At 51.2% G+C, this 16,467-nt stretch carries 18 protein-coding genes and 1 pseudogene; 9 read left to right on the top strand and 10 right to left on the bottom strand.

Annotated elements, in window-relative coordinates; genetic code table 11:
- Positions 1–7 precede the first annotated feature (7 nt).
- The 3 genes and pseudogenes from trmD (at position 8) to AB1483_02805 (ending at position 1,760) form a co-directional block, all read left to right on the top strand.
- Positions 8–772, top strand: a complete 765-nt coding sequence (gene trmD, locus AB1483_02815; GenBank protein ID MEW6411387.1) for a tRNA (guanosine(37)-N1)-methyltransferase TrmD — start codon at positions 8–10, stop codon at positions 770–772.
- 21 nt (positions 773–793) lie between these two features.
- Positions 794–1,126: pseudogene (gene rplS, locus AB1483_02810) on the top strand (50S ribosomal protein L19).
- Positions 1,127–1,346: 220 nt separating this feature from the next.
- Positions 1,347–1,760 carry a hypothetical protein gene (locus AB1483_02805; GenBank protein MEW6411386.1) on the top strand — a complete coding sequence of 138 codons (414 nt, stop codon included), beginning with the start codon at positions 1,347–1,349 and terminating at the stop codon, positions 1,758–1,760.
- A gap of 45 nt (positions 1,761–1,805) precedes the next feature.
- Here the strand turns inward: AB1483_02805 and AB1483_02800 are convergent, their stop codons facing one another.
- Positions 1,806–2,381, bottom strand: coding sequence for an RsmD family RNA methyltransferase (locus AB1483_02800; protein MEW6411385.1), 576 nt, complete (start codon positions 2,379–2,381; stop codon positions 1,806–1,808).
- A gap of 131 nt (positions 2,382–2,512) precedes the next feature.
- Here AB1483_02800 and AB1483_02795 point away from each other — a divergent pair, with 131 nt between their 5' ends.
- Positions 2,513–3,154, top strand: coding sequence for a ribonuclease HII (locus AB1483_02795; GenBank protein MEW6411384.1), 642 nt, complete (start codon positions 2,513–2,515; stop codon positions 3,152–3,154).
- On the top strand, positions 3,141–3,524 hold the full coding sequence (locus tag AB1483_02790) for a YraN family protein (GenBank protein MEW6411383.1): 384 nt from the start codon (positions 3,141–3,143) through the stop codon (positions 3,522–3,524). Before AB1483_02795 ends, AB1483_02790 begins: the two co-directional genes overlap by 14 nt.
- Here the strand turns inward: AB1483_02790 and AB1483_02785 are convergent.
- Positions 3,514–3,903, bottom strand: a complete 390-nt coding sequence (locus AB1483_02785) for a hypothetical protein (protein ID MEW6411382.1) — start codon at positions 3,901–3,903, stop codon at positions 3,514–3,516. The genes AB1483_02790 and AB1483_02785 overlap by 11 nt on opposite strands.
- A gap of 80 nt (positions 3,904–3,983) precedes the next feature.
- Between AB1483_02785 and ispG the strand changes: the two genes are divergently transcribed.
- Both ispG and AB1483_02775 read left to right on the top strand, forming a co-directional pair.
- Complete coding sequence (gene ispG / locus AB1483_02780; GenBank protein ID MEW6411381.1) at positions 3,984–5,072, top strand: flavodoxin-dependent (E)-4-hydroxy-3-methylbut-2-enyl-diphosphate synthase; 1,089 nt, start codon at positions 3,984–3,986, stop codon at positions 5,070–5,072.
- A gap of 87 nt (positions 5,073–5,159) precedes the next feature.
- Positions 5,160–6,197: a hypothetical protein gene (locus tag AB1483_02775; protein MEW6411380.1), complete on the top strand. Its 1,038-nt coding sequence runs from the start codon at positions 5,160–5,162 to the stop codon at positions 6,195–6,197.
- 2 nt (positions 6,198–6,199) lie between these two features.
- On the opposite strand, the gene AB1483_02770 is transcribed toward AB1483_02775, so the two are convergent.
- Complete coding sequence (locus AB1483_02770; protein MEW6411379.1) at positions 6,200–7,861, bottom strand: NFACT family protein; 1,662 nt, start codon at positions 7,859–7,861, stop codon at positions 6,200–6,202.
- A 289-nt stretch (positions 7,862–8,150) separates the two neighbouring features.
- Positions 8,151–9,539: a class II fumarate hydratase gene (fumC, locus tag AB1483_02765; GenBank protein ID MEW6411378.1), complete on the bottom strand. Its 1,389-nt coding sequence runs from the start codon at positions 9,537–9,539 to the stop codon at positions 8,151–8,153.
- 209 nt (positions 9,540–9,748) lie between these two features.
- Between fumC and AB1483_02760 the strand changes: the two genes are divergently transcribed.
- A complete protein-coding gene (locus AB1483_02760) occupies positions 9,749–10,705 on the top strand; it encodes a hypothetical protein (GenBank protein MEW6411377.1) in 957 nt (318 codons plus the stop codon).
- A 28-nt stretch (positions 10,706–10,733) separates the two neighbouring features.
- Positions 10,734–11,294 carry a DUF4410 domain-containing protein gene (locus AB1483_02755; protein ID MEW6411376.1) on the top strand — a complete coding sequence of 187 codons (561 nt, stop codon included), beginning with the start codon at positions 10,734–10,736 and terminating at the stop codon, positions 11,292–11,294.
- Positions 11,295–11,353: 59 nt separating this feature from the next.
- On the opposite strand, the gene lysS is transcribed toward AB1483_02755, so the two are convergent.
- The 6 genes from lysS to AB1483_02725 all read right to left on the bottom strand — a co-directional run bounded on the left by lysS (position 11,354) and on the right by AB1483_02725 (position 16,434).
- Positions 11,354–12,871 carry a lysine--tRNA ligase gene (lysS, locus tag AB1483_02750; protein ID MEW6411375.1) on the bottom strand — a complete coding sequence of 506 codons (1,518 nt, stop codon included), beginning with the start codon at positions 12,869–12,871 and terminating at the stop codon, positions 11,354–11,356.
- Between the two features lie 72 nt (positions 12,872–12,943).
- The gene (coaD, locus tag AB1483_02745; GenBank protein MEW6411374.1) at positions 12,944–13,462 is read right to left on the bottom strand and encodes a pantetheine-phosphate adenylyltransferase; all 519 of its coding nucleotides are present in this window, start codon (positions 13,460–13,462) and stop codon (positions 12,944–12,946) included.
- 71 nt (positions 13,463–13,533) lie between these two features.
- Positions 13,534–14,394, bottom strand: a complete 861-nt coding sequence (locus AB1483_02740; protein ID MEW6411373.1) for a hypothetical protein — start codon at positions 14,392–14,394, stop codon at positions 13,534–13,536.
- Positions 14,391–14,762 carry a helix-hairpin-helix domain-containing protein gene (locus tag AB1483_02735; GenBank protein MEW6411372.1) on the bottom strand — a complete coding sequence of 124 codons (372 nt, stop codon included), beginning with the start codon at positions 14,760–14,762 and terminating at the stop codon, positions 14,391–14,393. Before AB1483_02735 ends, AB1483_02740 begins: the two co-directional genes overlap by 4 nt.
- A 138-nt stretch (positions 14,763–14,900) precedes the next feature.
- Entirely contained in the window at positions 14,901–15,467 is a 567-nt protein-coding gene (gene lptC / locus AB1483_02730; GenBank protein ID MEW6411371.1) for an LPS export ABC transporter periplasmic protein LptC, read from the bottom strand.
- Positions 15,468–15,525: 58 nt separating this feature from the next.
- Entirely contained in the window at positions 15,526–16,434 is a 909-nt protein-coding gene (locus AB1483_02725; GenBank protein MEW6411370.1) for a hypothetical protein, read from the bottom strand.
- Positions 16,435–16,467: the final 33 nt, after the last annotated feature.

Here is a 16,467-nt window from a genome sequence, read left to right as displayed (position 1 = left end):
ATGTTGAATGAAATTTGAGATTATAACGCTTTTCCCGGATTATTTCAGCCAGGCGCTGAAGCAATCGTTGATCGGGAAGGCCATAGAGAAAAAGCTCTTTGACATCGAAATCGTGAATCTGCGTGACTTTGCCACGGACAAGCATCGTACGGTCGATGACACCCCGTTCGGCGGCGGCGGTGGGATGGTAATGAAGCTCGAACCGCTTGACCGCTGTCTGGAGGGGCTGGGGTATCGGCACCGGCCGGTTAACCCGGAGTCATCGGACAAAAGGAGAATAATTCTGACCTCCGCGGCGGGAAAGAAGTTTGACCAGAAGTTGGCCATTGAGTATTCCCTCAGTGATCGCCTGACGATCATCTGCGGACACTACCTGGGAGTCGATGAGAGGGCCACGAGCCTGTACGATATCGAGGAGGTCTCGATTGGTGACTACATTCTCACCGGCGGCGAGGCGGCGGCGATGGTCATAATCGACGCGGTGGCCAGGTTGATTCCGAAAGTGCTCGGCAATTTCGAATCGGCTCTCAACGATTCATTTATGAATCAGCTTCTCGGCGCGCCCACTTATACCAGGCCGGCCGAGTACCGGGGATTGAAAGTGCCGGAGGCGCTGCTTTCGGGTGACCACAAAGAGATTGAAAGGTTTCGTCGTCGCGAGGCGATCAAGAAGTGTGTCGCACAGCGTCCGGAGCTTCTGAAGTCAGCAGATTTAGCCGATGAAGAGATTGAGTATATAAAAAGTTTAGATAATAAAATAGAGTTGGAATAAATTCGGAAAGGAATACGACCAATGAAACGATTAGCCCAAATTGAGAAGAGCTATATGCGGGAGATTCCCCCATTCAGCTCCGGCGATACGGTACGGGTCCACGTCAAGATTAAGGAAGGCGATAAGGAACGTGTTCAGGTTTTTCAGGGGACAGTTACCTCGCGTCGCGGAGGCGGCACGGCGGCGACATTTACGGTCCGCAAGGTATCCTCGGGTATCGGTGTGGAGCGTGTTTTCCCGCTGCACTCCCCCAATATTGCCAGGATAGAGCGTATTCGGGGCGGCCAGGTCAGGCGCAAAAAGCTCTATTACCTTAGAGAGCTTACCGGCAAGTCGGCCAGAATCAAGGAACAGATTCTTGATTCGGATTCGATTCAGAATAACCAGGAAACCGATACCGGTTCTGATACCGCCGGGGAGAAGACCGAAGAATAACACTGAAGCTCTTTGGTATGTAAATAAGAAAACGCCCGCAGGTCGGGCGTTTTTTTTGTGGGGCTGTGTATTCGTAAACTAGTCCCGGAAAGTGTCCGATACAAGTAATGAGAGAGAGGCAGTACCCTGGAGGTTCTTCTTGCTTGAGTTCCTGAAAACGGCCCGAACAACAATCATTCTGGGAGTCTGCGGAGGCCTACTGACCGTGTTGACAGGCGTCAGCGGAGAGCCCTTAGGTGAGATGGTCGCCGGCTTTCTAATGTACGGCGGCTTAATCATGCTCATACTGTTAGTACGCGTCTGTTTTCAGATGCTTCTCGGATTCAGGAACACACTGGTCAGACTGCTTCTCCTCTGGAGCCTTCCTTACTCTCTAGTGTTCCTGGTGGCAGCGCTGATAATTGAGTCACAAAGCCACACGATTACTGATGTAGCCACCAGCGACGTCTGGCTCAGCCCTTTCTATTCGGCTGCCTTCACCGTGCCAATTGCGGTCATCACAGCATACATTGTCGGAGCCATAAATTTGTGGAGAAATCACAAAAGGAAGTGAGCCGACACCGTATAGAGCGGGACGCGTACCGAATCGCAAGAAGACTTACTCCAAAATCGTGAAGGTCGTGTTGCCGTATTTTCGCTGCTGGAGAATCTCGAAATCACCAAAGTCAGTCTTTTTCGTTTCCGAGGTATCGTGCTGACACAGAATGAGGGCGTCATCTTTTGTCACGGGATGATCCCTTAACGCCTGCAGGGTCTTATCGATAATGCCTTTGTACTGGGGAGGGGCAATCATGATTATATCGAACCGTCTACCCTGCCGCGCGAGGTTTGGAATGGCCTCAAACACGTCGGTGCACAGGCACCTCAATCTGTCGGAGACACAATATTTCTCGGCCTGTTTGTTTATGGCTTCCGCAAGAATTGGTTCCATCTCGACTCCGATCGCTGCCCGTGCCCCCCGCGAGACAGCCTCAAACAGATATGAACCGGTGCCGCTGAATAAATCGAGATACTCGGCTTTCGGTAAATATGGATTCAGGAAATCGAAAATGGCTTTTCGAAGTCGTGTCAGGGGTGGGCGGGTAACACCGAGGTCGGGGGCCTTGATCACCCTTCCTTTGAGCTCGCCTGCCACTATGCTGAACTCGTGAAATGCTCGTTTTTTTCGTTCCATAACCGGCTTCTAAAGTAGTAATATCGGCCAAATAAATCTAATAAAATCCTGAAAATGAGTCGATAGTTATAATGTAAGTATTTTGTTGCTTAATATAGAGATAAAGCTCATATATGAATGCGTAGGATATTATGAAACTCAATCCGAAACATGACATGACGCATCTCGAGAATATGTTAGCCGAAAAGGGCTATCGGTATATCTGCGGCGTGGATGAAGTCGGTCGCGGGCCGCTGGCCGGGCCGGTTGTCGCGGCCGCGGTCATCATGCCGCCCGATATCCAGATAGAAGGTCTCAACGATTCCAAGAAATTGAGTTCCATGCAGCGCGAGAGGATTTTCGAAGAAATCGCCGAGCTCGGTCTGGTATGCGCGGTGGGCGTGATTGACCACGAGTGTATCGATAAAATCAACATTCTCAAAGCGTCGTTGATGGCGATGCGAAAAGCGGTGATGGATCTCAAGCAGGCTCCGGACATTGTACTGGTCGATGGCAATTACCCGGTACCGAACATTGCCCAGCCGCAGTTTGCGGTGGTCGGCGGCGACGGTCAGTGTCAGTCGATCGCGGCAGCTTCGATAGTGGCAAAGATCACCCGCGACCGCATCATGGACCGCTACCAGGCGCTGTATCCATCATTCTCGTTCTCCAAGCACAAGGGTTACCCGACCCCGGAGCACCTGGAGGAACTGAGGATGTACGGCCCGACGGAGATTCACCGGAGGTCATTCAAGCCGGTGGCGGAACTCGTAAACCAGTATGCCCTCTTTTAAAAAGCAGACGACCGCGAAAAAGAAGACTACATCAATCGGGCGCCGGTACGAAAATCTGGCGGCCCGATTTTTTTTGGACAATGGCTACGAAATCCTCCAGCGCAATTGGCGATCCGGGCGCAAGGAGATTGACCTGATCGTAAAAAAGGACCATCTCATCGCATTCGTCGAAGTGAAGGCCGCCAGGTCGGTCAGATTCGGTCACCCGGCCGAAAAGGTTAATCAGAAAAAAAGAGAAAATTTGACTCAGGTAGCGCGTCAGTATCTAAGCGAACACGGCATTGAGGGGATGGATCTCAGGTTCGATGTTGTCACGTTCGTGGATGGGCAAATCGAGCATTTTCCGGGAGCGTTCGAGGCTACCGGGTAGAATCCGTTGCCGCGTTGCGGATGGAGTCCGTGACGGCCTGCAACAACGAGTCTTCAATATCCAGCAAAGAATCCAGATAGTCATTCACGAGAGTCGAGAATGGATACAATTTCTCGGCTTGATCTTTGTTGACCTCGGCAAAGCTGTCCATGGATGCGGTGGTCAGCGAATGACTGGCCAGAATGGAATCACGAACCTGAAAGAATCTTTCGGGGTCGTAGCGATACTTGGCCGATGCCACCCATACCTGTGCTGTGGCGAGGGCGTATCGATGCTGAACCTCCGCGTCACGCACAGCCTTCTGCTCCGAGTAGTAACGGTAGCCGAAAACGGCGGCCACAATTATGGCGAACGGCAACAGCCTTTTCAACCAGATCAAGATTCTTCCAACTTTCGATTGCTTAAGAGCGTAGAATTCAATAAGCTATAATCCATGACCGTAGCGGTCAAGTTAAAGTTATGGAGCTAAGTTATCCAATAAAGCGGCGCAAGAGCCGGGCGGTCAAGATCGGCGATGTTATCATCGGCGGCGGCTTCCCGATTGTCATACAATCGATGACAAACGCTGATACGCGCGATGTTGAGGCGACGGTAAAGCAGATAAATCAGCTTTTCGAGGCCGGTTGCGAGATTGTCCGAATCTCGGTTTTGAATCATGACGCCGCCAATGAACTCAAAGAGATTCGCGGTCGGGTCAGCAAACCCCTCGTCGCGGATATACATTTTCAGTACAAGCTGGCGCTGAAGGCAATCGAGGCGGGGTTTGACAAGATTCGCATCAATCCCGGCAATATTGGCGCTGACTGGAAAGTGCGTGAGGTAGCTACGGCCGCCAAAGACGCCGGCGTGCCGATTCGAATAGGAGTAAACTCCGGTTCGCTTCCGAAAGACCTTCTGGAAAAATACGGTCACGACGATCCAAACGCCTTCGCGGAGGCGGCCCTCAGAGAGGCTGCCGTGCTGGAGGAAATGGGGTTTGAAGATATTGTTCTGTCGGTGAAGTCAACCAACACCCAGACCGCTTTCTGGGCCTATCATATGCTTGGCGAAAAGTGCGACTATCCTCTTCACGTAGGGATCACCGAAGCAGGCACGCTTGAGACCGGGTCGATTAAGTCATCGGTGGGGATCGGGGCCATACTCATGACCGGTATCGGCGATACAATCCGGGTGTCGCTATCGGCGGACCCGGTTCACGAGGTGAGAGTGGCCAAGCAGATTCTGACCGCCTGCAATCTCAAACAGGAAGGAGTCCAGGTTATTGCCTGCCCCACCTGCGGGCGGTGCCAGATTGACATGATACCGCTGGCCGAATCGATTGAAAAAAAGACGGGGCACATCAAAACCTTCCTGAGGGTAGCCGTCATGGGCTGCGCTGTTAACGGACCCGGTGAGGCTGCGGCCGCCGATGTCGGCATTGCCGGTGGCGACGGCAAAGGGATTCTTATCAAGAAGGGTAAGATTGTCAAGCGGATGGACGAGGCCGAACTGGAGTCAGCTTTGCTCGACGAGATCGAAGCCATGACCGGCGAGAAAATTCAGCGGTGACAATTTTACTATTTTTGTCTATATTCCCATAACAACCAGATTGCAATCATTTGAACAGTTACGAAATATCAAACTCCGGAGAATATAATGAAAAAGCGGATTATCCTGTTGGCCGTTTTTGTCCTCTGTGTCTTTCAATTGGCGCACGCTGAGAAAAAAATTCAGGTTTCGCTGGCTCCGACTATCGGGCACAGCTTCGGTGAGACGGAGTATATTTTGAAATTCAGAAGTTACATTCTTGATGAGTTCGGTGAAATCGCTGTGGATGATTTCGGCAACCCGATAATCTACGAAGTCAAAAGTCTTCTGGAGTTTCCTATGGATGTTATTTTCATCGGTGGCAGTATTCTTATGGAGCCTGTGCTGGACAAAACACTCTGGTCGGTTGAGACGGGAGTTTACACGACGGTTAACGATCCGGGTGGCGCTGTAACCGACTCCGACTGGGATTCCGCGACGAGCTTGTGGGAAGAGACCAAGTTTAGTTATACCGAGTCCGATGCGACCATGAGTTCGCTTCGGTTCAATATCGAGGTCACCCGCAGGCTCCTGACCCTGGGTAAATTACGGGTATCGGCTCTCGGTGGATTCAGGTATCAGAATATCAAACAGGATATCTACGGCTACGAGGGTTGGTACCGTATTCTCGACACGGTGAATTTCGTGTACAGCAGCGAGACGTATACGCAATCCGGCAGCGGGCCGGTAGGCTACTATGAAGTGACCTACAAACAGCCACAGATTGGCCTGTTGACCTCGACTGAGTTTCCGTCGGGAATGACCCTGAAGCTCAAGACCGCTTTCACGCCGGTGTGGTTCGATGATTATGATGATCACATCTTGCGCAACAAGGAGAGTACTGCCGACGGCGACGGCGCCGGTTTTGAGGGATCGCTGCGAGCCCGTTTCAAGTTCTCAAGTCTTCGGGCGCCGCTGGTGCCATATCTCGATATCTTTGCCGATTACATGACCCTCCACGCTACCGGCTATCAAACGCAGACATGGTATGGTGATGATGGCGCGACGCCGGATTTCGATGACACCGGCCTGAGTGTGTCCAACATCTATCATGAAGTTAACAGCACTCAGTATAATATTGGTTTCAAGCTGGGTTTGCTTTTCTGATATTACTCGTCCGATGGTTTGGCCGGCTCGACCATCACGGACTTCTCCCGTTCCACAGTTACCAACCCCGGCTTGGCCTTGCGTGGCTTGCGGACATATTTTCGCGGTGTGTAAAGCACCGGCACCAGTGAGTCTTTGCGAGCCTTGCTGAAATAAGCCGCAATCGCGGCGGTTTCTTCGATCTCCTTTTTCGACGGCTCAAAACTTTTATTCGGGAATTTCATCACAACATGTGACCCCGCGCACTGCTGGGTGTGAAACCACAGTTCGTATGGTCGGGCGAACTCGAAAGTGGTGCGATCGTTATCGGCTCCATCGCGTCCGACAAATATCCTCAATCCGGTCGAGAGCGTAAATTCACGATACGGCAACCTTGGAGCGATCTCGGTCTTTGACGCCTCTTTCGGCAGCAGCGAAGCGATTTCCTGTTCATAGCGGCTTCGAGCTGAATCGAAATCGCGATCGAGCTCTGCCTCGATATCCCTTAGCTCTACAAGCTCCTCCCCTGTTATTTTGAGCCGGCGTTCGAGAAGTTCGAGGCCTTCGCGGCCCTTCCGGTAGCGCTTGAAATAAGCTTCGGCGTTTTCGTTCGGAGACAGAGCCGGGTCGAGGTCAATGGTAATCGTCTCGCCGGAGTCCGTGTAAATATCATTTACCTCGATAGCGGTCATACCTTTTTTCACAGAATCGAAATTTATCTTGAGCAGTTCGCCGAGTTTCTTGTACTGCTCGTAGTTGGATGCTTCGGAGATATCCTTTTCAATATTGACAAGTTTCTTTTCGAGACGCTTGATAGCGCGCTTAACGGCGCCACCTACAATCTTTTCTTCGTCTTCCTGCTCGGTTACGGTCTGACGCATCTCACATGCGGACATGACCGCCAGCGAGAGGGATTTGAGTTTCTGGGGTTGTTGATCGCTCGATGATAACTTGAACGGGTAGGCCTCGTGCTTGCCGCGCACAGTGTAGAGATAACCGGTGTCGAACCTTTCGAAAGCGATGCTCAGGTCCCGTATTGTTTTGGCGAGGGTTTCCAGTGATGTCGGGTCGAGCTGGTCCGCGCCTGCATTGTCGAGTCCCGCACGAGAGGTTATTTCGCGGGCGAGAGTATCGCTGAAACCCTGAACATAGCGTTCGACAAGGATTGATGGCGGCACGCCGGGGTGCTCGCCGGCCAGATTTTCGAGTTGTTCAGCCGTAACTTTTGCCGGGTCGAGTCTTTCGGGCGGTGAAAACGGCTCGTACTTATCCCCTGCCTGAAATTCTTTCTTGCGGAGAGTCGCGAGCTTAATGTCGTGTTTGTCCAGAAGCCACACGTTTCCGTTGGGGCCAATGGCCTCGAACAACAGACGATACGTCTTTTTGTCCTTTTCCAGGGTAAGGTGGAATATACGGTCAAGACCTCGCTGTTCGACACCGGCGACCACGGCGCCCTCGATATCGAAAATCGGATATGGTTTTTCGCGGGTTTCGAGATTTATCCTTGAAGCCGGAATCAGATAAGTACCCCATTTCACCGGATGATAAACAAAGCTCAGGGCCAGACGCTGTTTGTTTTTGATGATAAAATAGGCCGCGCGTTCTTTGCGGTAAAATTCGGTTGATACAATCCTACCGCCTTCGACCTCGTGTTTCAATTCCGACACCAGTGATAATATGTGCAAGGCTGTTTGCATGGGGTTGAATATAGCCTTATCGCGGCGGTTATTCAACTAATAGCTTTAGTTGGGTGATCAGCAGATACCGAGCGGCGGAAGATGACAATCGGTGGGATTTTTTGGGACGGAATAAAATAAAAGACAGAAATTGCCAACTTTATTCGGGTAAGTGACGTTTATAGGGTGAAAGACTTCCGTCGCAGGGGGTGACGGAAGCCTGAATAGACTCCATGTGTTTTATGCTAAGGGCGGAGAAGGACACTCCGCCCTTAAATTATGCCCGATAATCGACCGTTTATTTAGGGCCGATCATCTTTTCCGGCCTGACTTTCTCATCGAACTCTTTTTCAGTCAAAAGACCCAGAGCCACCGCGGCTTCCTTAAGAGTGGAACCATCGGCGTGAGCCTTCTTGGCAATCTTCGCCGCGTTGTCATAGCCGACGTGCGGGTTTAGAGCCGTGACCAGCATCAGGGAGTTATCGAGGAATCTCTTGATATTGGCTTTATTGGGCTCGATACCCACCGCGCAGTTCTCGTTGAACATCTCGCAAGCATCGGCAATGAGGCGGATCGACTGGAGCAGGTTATAGATCATGACCGGCTTGAATACGTTCAGTTCGAAATTGCCCGATGCCCCACCGATGTTCACGGCAACATCGTTGCCGATAACCTGAGCGCACACCATCGTCATCGCTTCGGGCTGAGTCGGGTTGACTTTGCCGGGCATGATTGACGATCCCGGTTCGTTTTCGGGGATAGCGATTTCGCCGATACCGCAACGGGGGCCGCTGGCCAGCCAGCGAACATCGTTGGCCATCTTCATCAGCGAGCAGGCCAGGGTTTTCATGACGCCGGAGGCCTCGACAATAGCATCGTGAGCCGCCAGAGCCTCGAACTTGTTCGGGGCCGTTACGAATTTCTTACCGGTCAATTTGGCTATCTGGGCGGCTGATTTGACGGCGAACTCCGGATGAGTGTTCAGGCCGGTGCCGACAGCGGTGCCACCGAGGGCCAGCGGGTACAGCCTCTGCAGACACTCGTTGATTCTAACCAGTCCAAGCGAAAGGGCCTCAACATAGCCGGAGAACTCCTGCCCCAGCGTGAGCGGGACAGCATCCATCAAGTGGGTGCGACCGATTTTGATGATATCTTTGAAATCCTTGGACTTTTTGTCCAGAGTATCACGAAGCTGGGTGACCATCGGAATCAAACGGCGGTGGATTTCTTCGACCGCCGCGATGTGCATCGCGGTCGGGAAAGTGTCGTTGGACGACTGCGCCTTGTTGACATCGTCGTTGGGGTGAACCGGCTTTTTGGAGCCGAGTTGTCCGCCGGCCATTTCAATCGCCCGGTTGGCGACTACCTCGTTGACATTCATATTGGTCTGGGTTCCGGAGCCGGTCTGCCAGATTACGAGCGGGAAATGGTCATCGAGTTTGCCTTCGATGACTTCATCGGCGGCCTTGACAATCAGGTCGCCCTTTTCCTTGGGCAGGGTGCCGAGCTGCATATTGACCTGAGCGGCGGCTTTTTTAAGGATACCGAAGGCCCTGATGAGTTCGCGGGGCATGCGTTCGCCGCCGATGCGGAAATTCATCAGCGAGCGGGCTGTTTGGGCGCCATAGTACTTGTCCGCGGGGACCTTTATTTCGCCCATAGTGTCGGTTTCTACGCGATATTCCATATTTTCTCCCGAAATTTTGTGGCTTAATTTCGCAGTATTTTATTGTGAGAATATAGCAAATTGGCGTTTGGCCGCAAGCGGGTTTGTGGGATTTTTCACATGGTTACCCGGCCCGATCCGAAGCCTGGCGAAACCGTTTGCTTTGCTGGACCTCTTTCTCTATATTCAAGCGAATCAGAGTTAATTCAAAGTTAATCGTGAAAGGGGAGATGATGAAGCAGTTCCTTGGATATCTCCGGCCGACAGTCTTGTTCGGCATACTAGTAGTTGCTTTATACTCGCCACCGGTAAGCGCCTATACAACCGAAAAGGGCACGATTACGCTCAAAGACAGCACTGTTTATGAAAATGTGTCCTACACCGTGGATCGTCGGCTCAAGACTATCAGTTTCAAATTTGAAAATAAGAAAAAGGTGGTTAGCTTCACGGATGTCACGGTAATCGTAGATTCCAACGGCGAGGACGTCACCGAGTCAGTAGTAGGCGACCATTACCGGCAGCGTGGCGGGGAAACATGGAAATCCGCGGACTCTGACGTACACAGAGAAGCGCGCCGAAAACTTTACAAAATAGGATTTAGCTGGGGAGGCAATTACTGTTTCCCACTGGGAGATTACTATGAAGGATTTCAGTCCGGTTTCGGTTTTGACGGTAATATAATCGTACCTTTTACTCACAATACCGCCTTTCGGGCGTCGATCTCCTACGCAGGGATAAGACCGGAAGACGGTCTGGCGTATTTGGTTACTGATAACTACGTGGATTTTTACCTATTGGACGACTACAACATTTCGACCTGGAAATATTCGCTCTCAGCCCAATTTTACGGGGCATTCAATCGTGACGAGCCGAGCGTACTCTACTATGTTTACGGGGGGTTCGGTGGCGTCACGAGCAAGTTGGAGGCCGATCAAACTTACCTTGCATCCAATCCCTTATATAACCTTACCACTCGAATTGAGTCTACTGAAACCAAGTTTATCACTACCATGGGGGCCGGGTTGGACTTTTTGATCGATCAAGACCTGGGTTTCAACTTAGGCGCTTGTCTTGACATCTTGTGGCTTGGAAACGGGGACCAAAGCGACGTGTATTACGTCTACGATGAAATGAATTTAGCCTATCACTTTGATATTCAGTTTGGAATGGTCCTGCTGCTGAAATAATGTTCCGCAAATTCTGAGGGTGAATCAAATGAGTGCCTTAAAGAAATCATGCATCATAGCAGCGATGATCACGGCAATCCTGTCGACGGGCTGCACCAATCGGTATGCTATCACACATGACCTTGAGGATTGGATAAGTCCCGACCGAACATGTAAGATAGGCGCATTTGCCGATGAACTGCCTATCAATACTGCGGAAGGCGATAAACCCACTATCGAGGACGTTGCCAAATTCAAAGAATGCCTAACGGAGGAAATAGAAAAGTATGACATCATCAACCTGCTGTCAGAAGACACGCTGATACCAGACTATGAGATACGCGGGAGTTTTTTGGAATATAAAAAAGGCAGTGGGGTCGTGAGGTTTTTTGTAGGATTTGGTTTGGGTAATGCCGACTGCGTGATGACTATGCGGCTGGTGGACAACTCCACAGGTCTTACCGTGTTTGGCGGTAATTTTCGGGCTACAGTGAGTAGTGGGTTGGAGTCCGGAGATAATGCTTACAGACAGATATCGAGAGATTTCTGCAAGCAACTCGAAAAACGCCTTAAGAAACTCCGCAAAGAGCAGGAGAAAGCTCAAGGATAGGTACTCAGACGGGTTTGAGCCGACCTAAATTTCGCGGACGAATTGAAAAGAGGCCGAGCCTACTTCTCTTCGTCCGCTATTATTTTGGAGAGTATCTGCGAGACCGGCACGGAACCGTCGCCCAATTCTTTCATGGCCGGGAAAAACAAAACATCGCGAATCGAATGCTGGTTGGTCAGCAGCATGATCAAGCGGTCAATCCCGAATCCCAATCCGGCTGTCGGCGGCATTCCGTACGCCAGCGCGGTGATAAAATCATCATCAAGAGGCTGAGCCTCTTCATCACCAGCCGCAAGCGCTTTGCCCTGCTGCATGAATCTCTGAAGTTGGTCAACAGGATCGTTGAGTTCGCTGAAGGCGTTGCCCATCTCGTTGGTGGCTATAAACAATTCGAACCGTTCGGTCAGGCGCGGATTCTCGCGGTGCTTCTTGGCGAGCGGTGAAATCTCTACCGGGAAATCGGCGATAAAGGTAGGCTGCATCAAAGTCGGTTCGACTTTGGCTTCCCACACCGCCTCGACCACCTTACCCCAGTTAATCAGTTCATCGCCATCAACACCCAGACCCTTCGCGGCTTTCTTGGCGTCCTCGTATGACATCTCAGACAGATCCACCCCCGTAGCCTCTTTGATAGAGCCGAGCATGGTCACCCATCGGAAGGGAGGTTCGAAGTCGATTTCATTGTCGCCATACGGAATCTTGTACTTGCCGTGAATCTTGAAGACGACATCGCGAAGCATCTGCTCGAACATGGCCGCCATATCCTTGTAGTCGGCGTAGGCCCAGTATAATTCTATCATACTGAATTCGGGGTTGTGGAGGCGGTCCATGCCCTCGTTGCGGAAATCTTTGCAGAATTCCCAGACTTTTTCGTAACCGCCGATTATCAGGCGTTTGAGATAGAGCTCGTCGGCGATGCGAAGATACATGTCGCGATCAAGGCGCATGTAGTGGGTCATGAACGGACGGGCGTTACCGCCGCCATAGATGGGCTGGAGAATTGGCGTTTCGACTTCAAGAAATCCCTGCAGGTTCAGGTAATCGCGAATGGCCTGAATAATTTGCGAACGCTTCACGAATACATCGCGGACTTCCGGATTGACAATCAAGTCGGCGTAGCGGCGTCGATAGCGCGTTTCTTTGTCGGTGAGGCCGGAATGTTTGTCCGGGAGAGGGTGAAGCGCTTTGGTAAGAAGCTCAAAGGATGTTACTCTTAGAGTTCTCTCCCCCGTCTTGGTGACAAACAGGGTTCCCTCGCAACCGATAATGTCGCCGAGATCGAGACTGTTGAACAGATCGAACTGGTCCTGGCCGACTATGTCGAGCTTCAGATATATCTGAATTCTATCGGAGCTGTCCTGCATGTGGGCAAAGAAAGATTTACCCATCTTGCGCTTGAGCATCATTCTTCCGGCAACGCGGATAGTGGTTCCATTTGCCGCATATTCATCGAAGTCCTTCAGCGCATCCGCAATCGCATGGGTGCGTTCATAGCGGTAGGGGTAGGCGGAAATGTTTTTAGCTTTGAGTTCGGCGATTTTATCGCGTCGTATTTTAATCAGATCCGCCAGCGGCATCTGCGGCGTTTGCTGATTATCGTCTTTTTGGTTTTGATCTGTCATATAGTATTGTCCGGAAGCTGAGGTCGGTCAGCGTTTTCTGTTGTTGAGGCCGAGTTTTTTCAAAAGCGCTCTTTTCACCACCGGAGGCACGAGGTCTTTGACGTCACCGCCGTTTTTGGCTACATCTTTGACGATGGTCGATGACAGGTAAACCCACGACAGGGCCGGCATGAGAAAGACAGTTTCGATTTCGCGGGCCAGTTTACGGTTCATGAGGGCCATCTGAAACTCATACTCAAAGTCGGATAAGGCTCGCAGGCCGCGGATAATCGCCGAAGCATTCATCTGTTTTGCCAGGTCGGCGAGAAGACCCTCGAATCCGATCACTCTGACACTACCGTGGCCTTCTTTTTCGACAGCGGCGGTGATCATCTGAATGCGTTCTTCGAAATCAAAAAAGGTGTTTTTGCCGGCGCTCATCGAAACGGCCACGATTACCTCGTCAAACAAATGAGTAGCCCTCTCTATCAGAGACATGTGTCCGTTGGTTACGGGGTCGAATGTCCCGGGATAAATGGCGAGGCTTTTTTTATTCTTGGCAGCCACATCGCTCCAGTTTCGAAAAGTTATGTTGTTACGGTTGGTAAAGATATAAAACAAAATCCCCGATGGCAACCTTAATTGGCGGCCAGCCCGAGGGCTACAATATATTTCTCGAGAGGTACATCGGTCAGGTCAGCCTGACCGTTGAAAAAGCCGCTGTTTACGGTGGGGGTGATAATTTCGACAGGGAAGTACCGTTTCATGATTTGAGAGTCCTGTTCGGTAACAGTGTCACCGGAGAGCAACATTGCCGAAAGTGGCGTACTGATACCCTCGTTGAACAAGGCTGCGACTTTGAAATTAACGAGGGTTTTCAGTTCCACGCACATTTTGCCGACTCCGGCGGTTGTGGTCAAATCGAAGCGTTTGAGCGACATGTGCGTCAAATCGATAATCTTGTTGCGGTAAACGAAAGCCATCGAAGCCGACTGGCCCATGAAGTCGGCAAGGCAGATCAAATCGCCGCCGGTTAAGCGGCAAAAGTTTATGTAGCCATCGGCCAGCGCGGCCGCCCTCGTCCGGTATCCGCTCTGTGCGAAGAAGCTCCGCCGCTGGTCGAGGAGCTTATCGAGAAAACTCTCCAGGCGCTCTTTGCGAAGGATCAAACCCAGATACGCCGATTCTTTACCGGTGGGAATAATATCGAAATAGAACCGATCTTCGTCTTCCATTAGAGTGTGAACCAGTTCGAAGCGGGCACGCGTCTCGATATCACCGGCACTTCCATTAAGATTCAGACGTTTGAGAATTATCTCGGAGTCGGGCACCGATAGTATCAACTGTCCGCCTTCGAGCAGGTGATGTTGACCGAGGTGTTGCTTTTCCAGGCGAAAGAGGGCCTTGACTTCCGGGCGTCCGCCGCTGTAATCCACACGGGCGACATAGAACAGATCGCCGCGGAAATCGACCCCTATTTTGATTTGCGACTCACTCAATACTTTTTCACCCGGAGGTATGGTTTAATACGCTCATAGAGCTTGGGACCGATTCCGTTCACCTCGGTGATATCGATCTCTTTTTCGAACCGGTTGTGCTGCCGGTAGGCTATTATTCGGTCGGCTAGTACCTTGCCAATGCCCGGAAGCAGTTCCAGCGAATCGGCGGGGGCATCATTGGGATCCAGGACAAAAATGCCGGTAAACTTCTGCTGGTCTTCACCAATAATAACCTCGAACGAAAGCGACTGCGGGGGCTGATTGGCATAGGCTTTTATAAGCAGATATCCGCCCATGACCAGAGCCGTGGCAGCAAGAAGCGCCAAAAATTTGAGTTGTTTGGATGTGAAGTCGAAAAATCGGTTCATCTCGTCCGACAGATTCTCTGGTTTACTCGGCCGGAATATAAACAGCCGGATTGCGAAATTCAACTATGTCGAAAAGAAACACCCTTTTATAGGATGGTGAGGTGCTTTGGCGGCTTTTAGGGCCGCCCTCGTGAGGAGCTACTCCTGAAGTTTTTCAGGGTCTTCTATAGTTCCGGAGACCTGGGAAAGAATCTTGAAATCTTTGAGTCGATTGTCGGCATCGAGCCCCCAACCGGTTATGATATCCTCTCCCCTTGTAATGCGCACAAACGCGTCGGTTTTGATTCGGTCGGTATTGGAATCCCACCAGAGATATTCGGTCTCGAGTTTGGTGCTATCATCGGTGATAACAACAACATTGCCGTAAATATTGATGACTCCTCTATTCTCCCGAATAATACCGGAGTCCCCGACCACCTGGGTTGACACATGGCCGGTGGAATCGAAAATGTCGATATCGAGTTGGTAGGCCATGGTGGAATCTATTTCCTCAAACTTTATGATCTTTTCGGACACGATAGCGCTGGTCACCTGGCCACGGTCGTACAGGTAAATCTTCGCGCCGGAAACTTCAGAATCGGGCCTGGTCAGGCTGTCTTCGGCACTGGCGACGTTAGATGTCTTTCCGCTATCATTGCTACACCCGGTCAGAATCAAAGCGGCCAGAAGCACCACAAGAATATGTATTTTTGACAATCTCATCATTGTTTACCAAGTATTTATAGAATTATCGGCGCTTAATGTCTAACATTTCCCCTAAATGTCAAGGGGTATTTTTTGGTCTGGTGCGCCAGCGGTTGTGATTGAAGGCCCATTGGTCCGGAAAAGTCCGGATGATTTCCTCTAACTCTTTGGTACACTTAGCAGTAACATCGTAAATTGCTTGATCTCCCGTCAGAGTAGGGTCCGCGAAAACTTCTGGTTTTATGACGATTTTGTAGCGGTCGTCGTTGGTTCTGAGGCACGCCATCGGCAAAATAGCGGCGCCGGTCCGAAGGGCCATTATTGTCTGGCCGACGGGGGTATTGGCCAGCCGACCAAAGGCAGGAACATGGATGCTGCGGACCCTGAAGGAGTCGTTGTCGATAAGGACACCGACAGCCTTGCCATCGCCCAACCACTTGAGAAATGTCCGGGGCGATTCGGTGGTAGCAATATTAGTCAGACCGAGAGCCTGACGGTTCTGTACGAGAAGTTGATCGAGACGGGGGTCGTACATCTCACGCCCGATGACGGCGATATCGTAGCCGAGATTGGCGATGTGAACAGCGAGAAGCTCAAAATTACCAATATGCCCGGTGACACCGACCAAACCTTTGCCGCGGCGATAGGCATTGTCGAAATGTTCAAGACCCTCCACTTCGACAATCGGTCTGAGCTGCCGGTGATAGTGTTTTTTGAACCGGATAACATCGGCCAAATTCTTGCCGCTATTAATGAAGAACTGACGACCGATGTTATACCGCCGGGTTGGTGCCAACTCAGAATTGAAGACCAGCCCGAGGTGACGCAGGGTTTTGTGGCGTTCTTTAGCAAGAACAGCCCAGGCTGCCAGGCCTGTCATAGCTCCCAGAAACAGGGCGGTGGAACGCGGGATGATATTGAAAAGCCAGAACAGGGTTAGCGTAAGAGCATAGACAGCATCGCGCTTTAACTTCTTTCGCCAGTTCATAACAGTAGACGGATTTCCCGGCTTTTAAAAGCC

The organism is Candidatus Zixiibacteriota bacterium, assembly GCA_040756055.1.
Classification (GTDB): domain Bacteria; phylum Zixibacteria; class MSB-5A5; order GN15; family FEB-12.
This window is presented reverse-complemented; position numbering and strand designations above follow the sequence as displayed.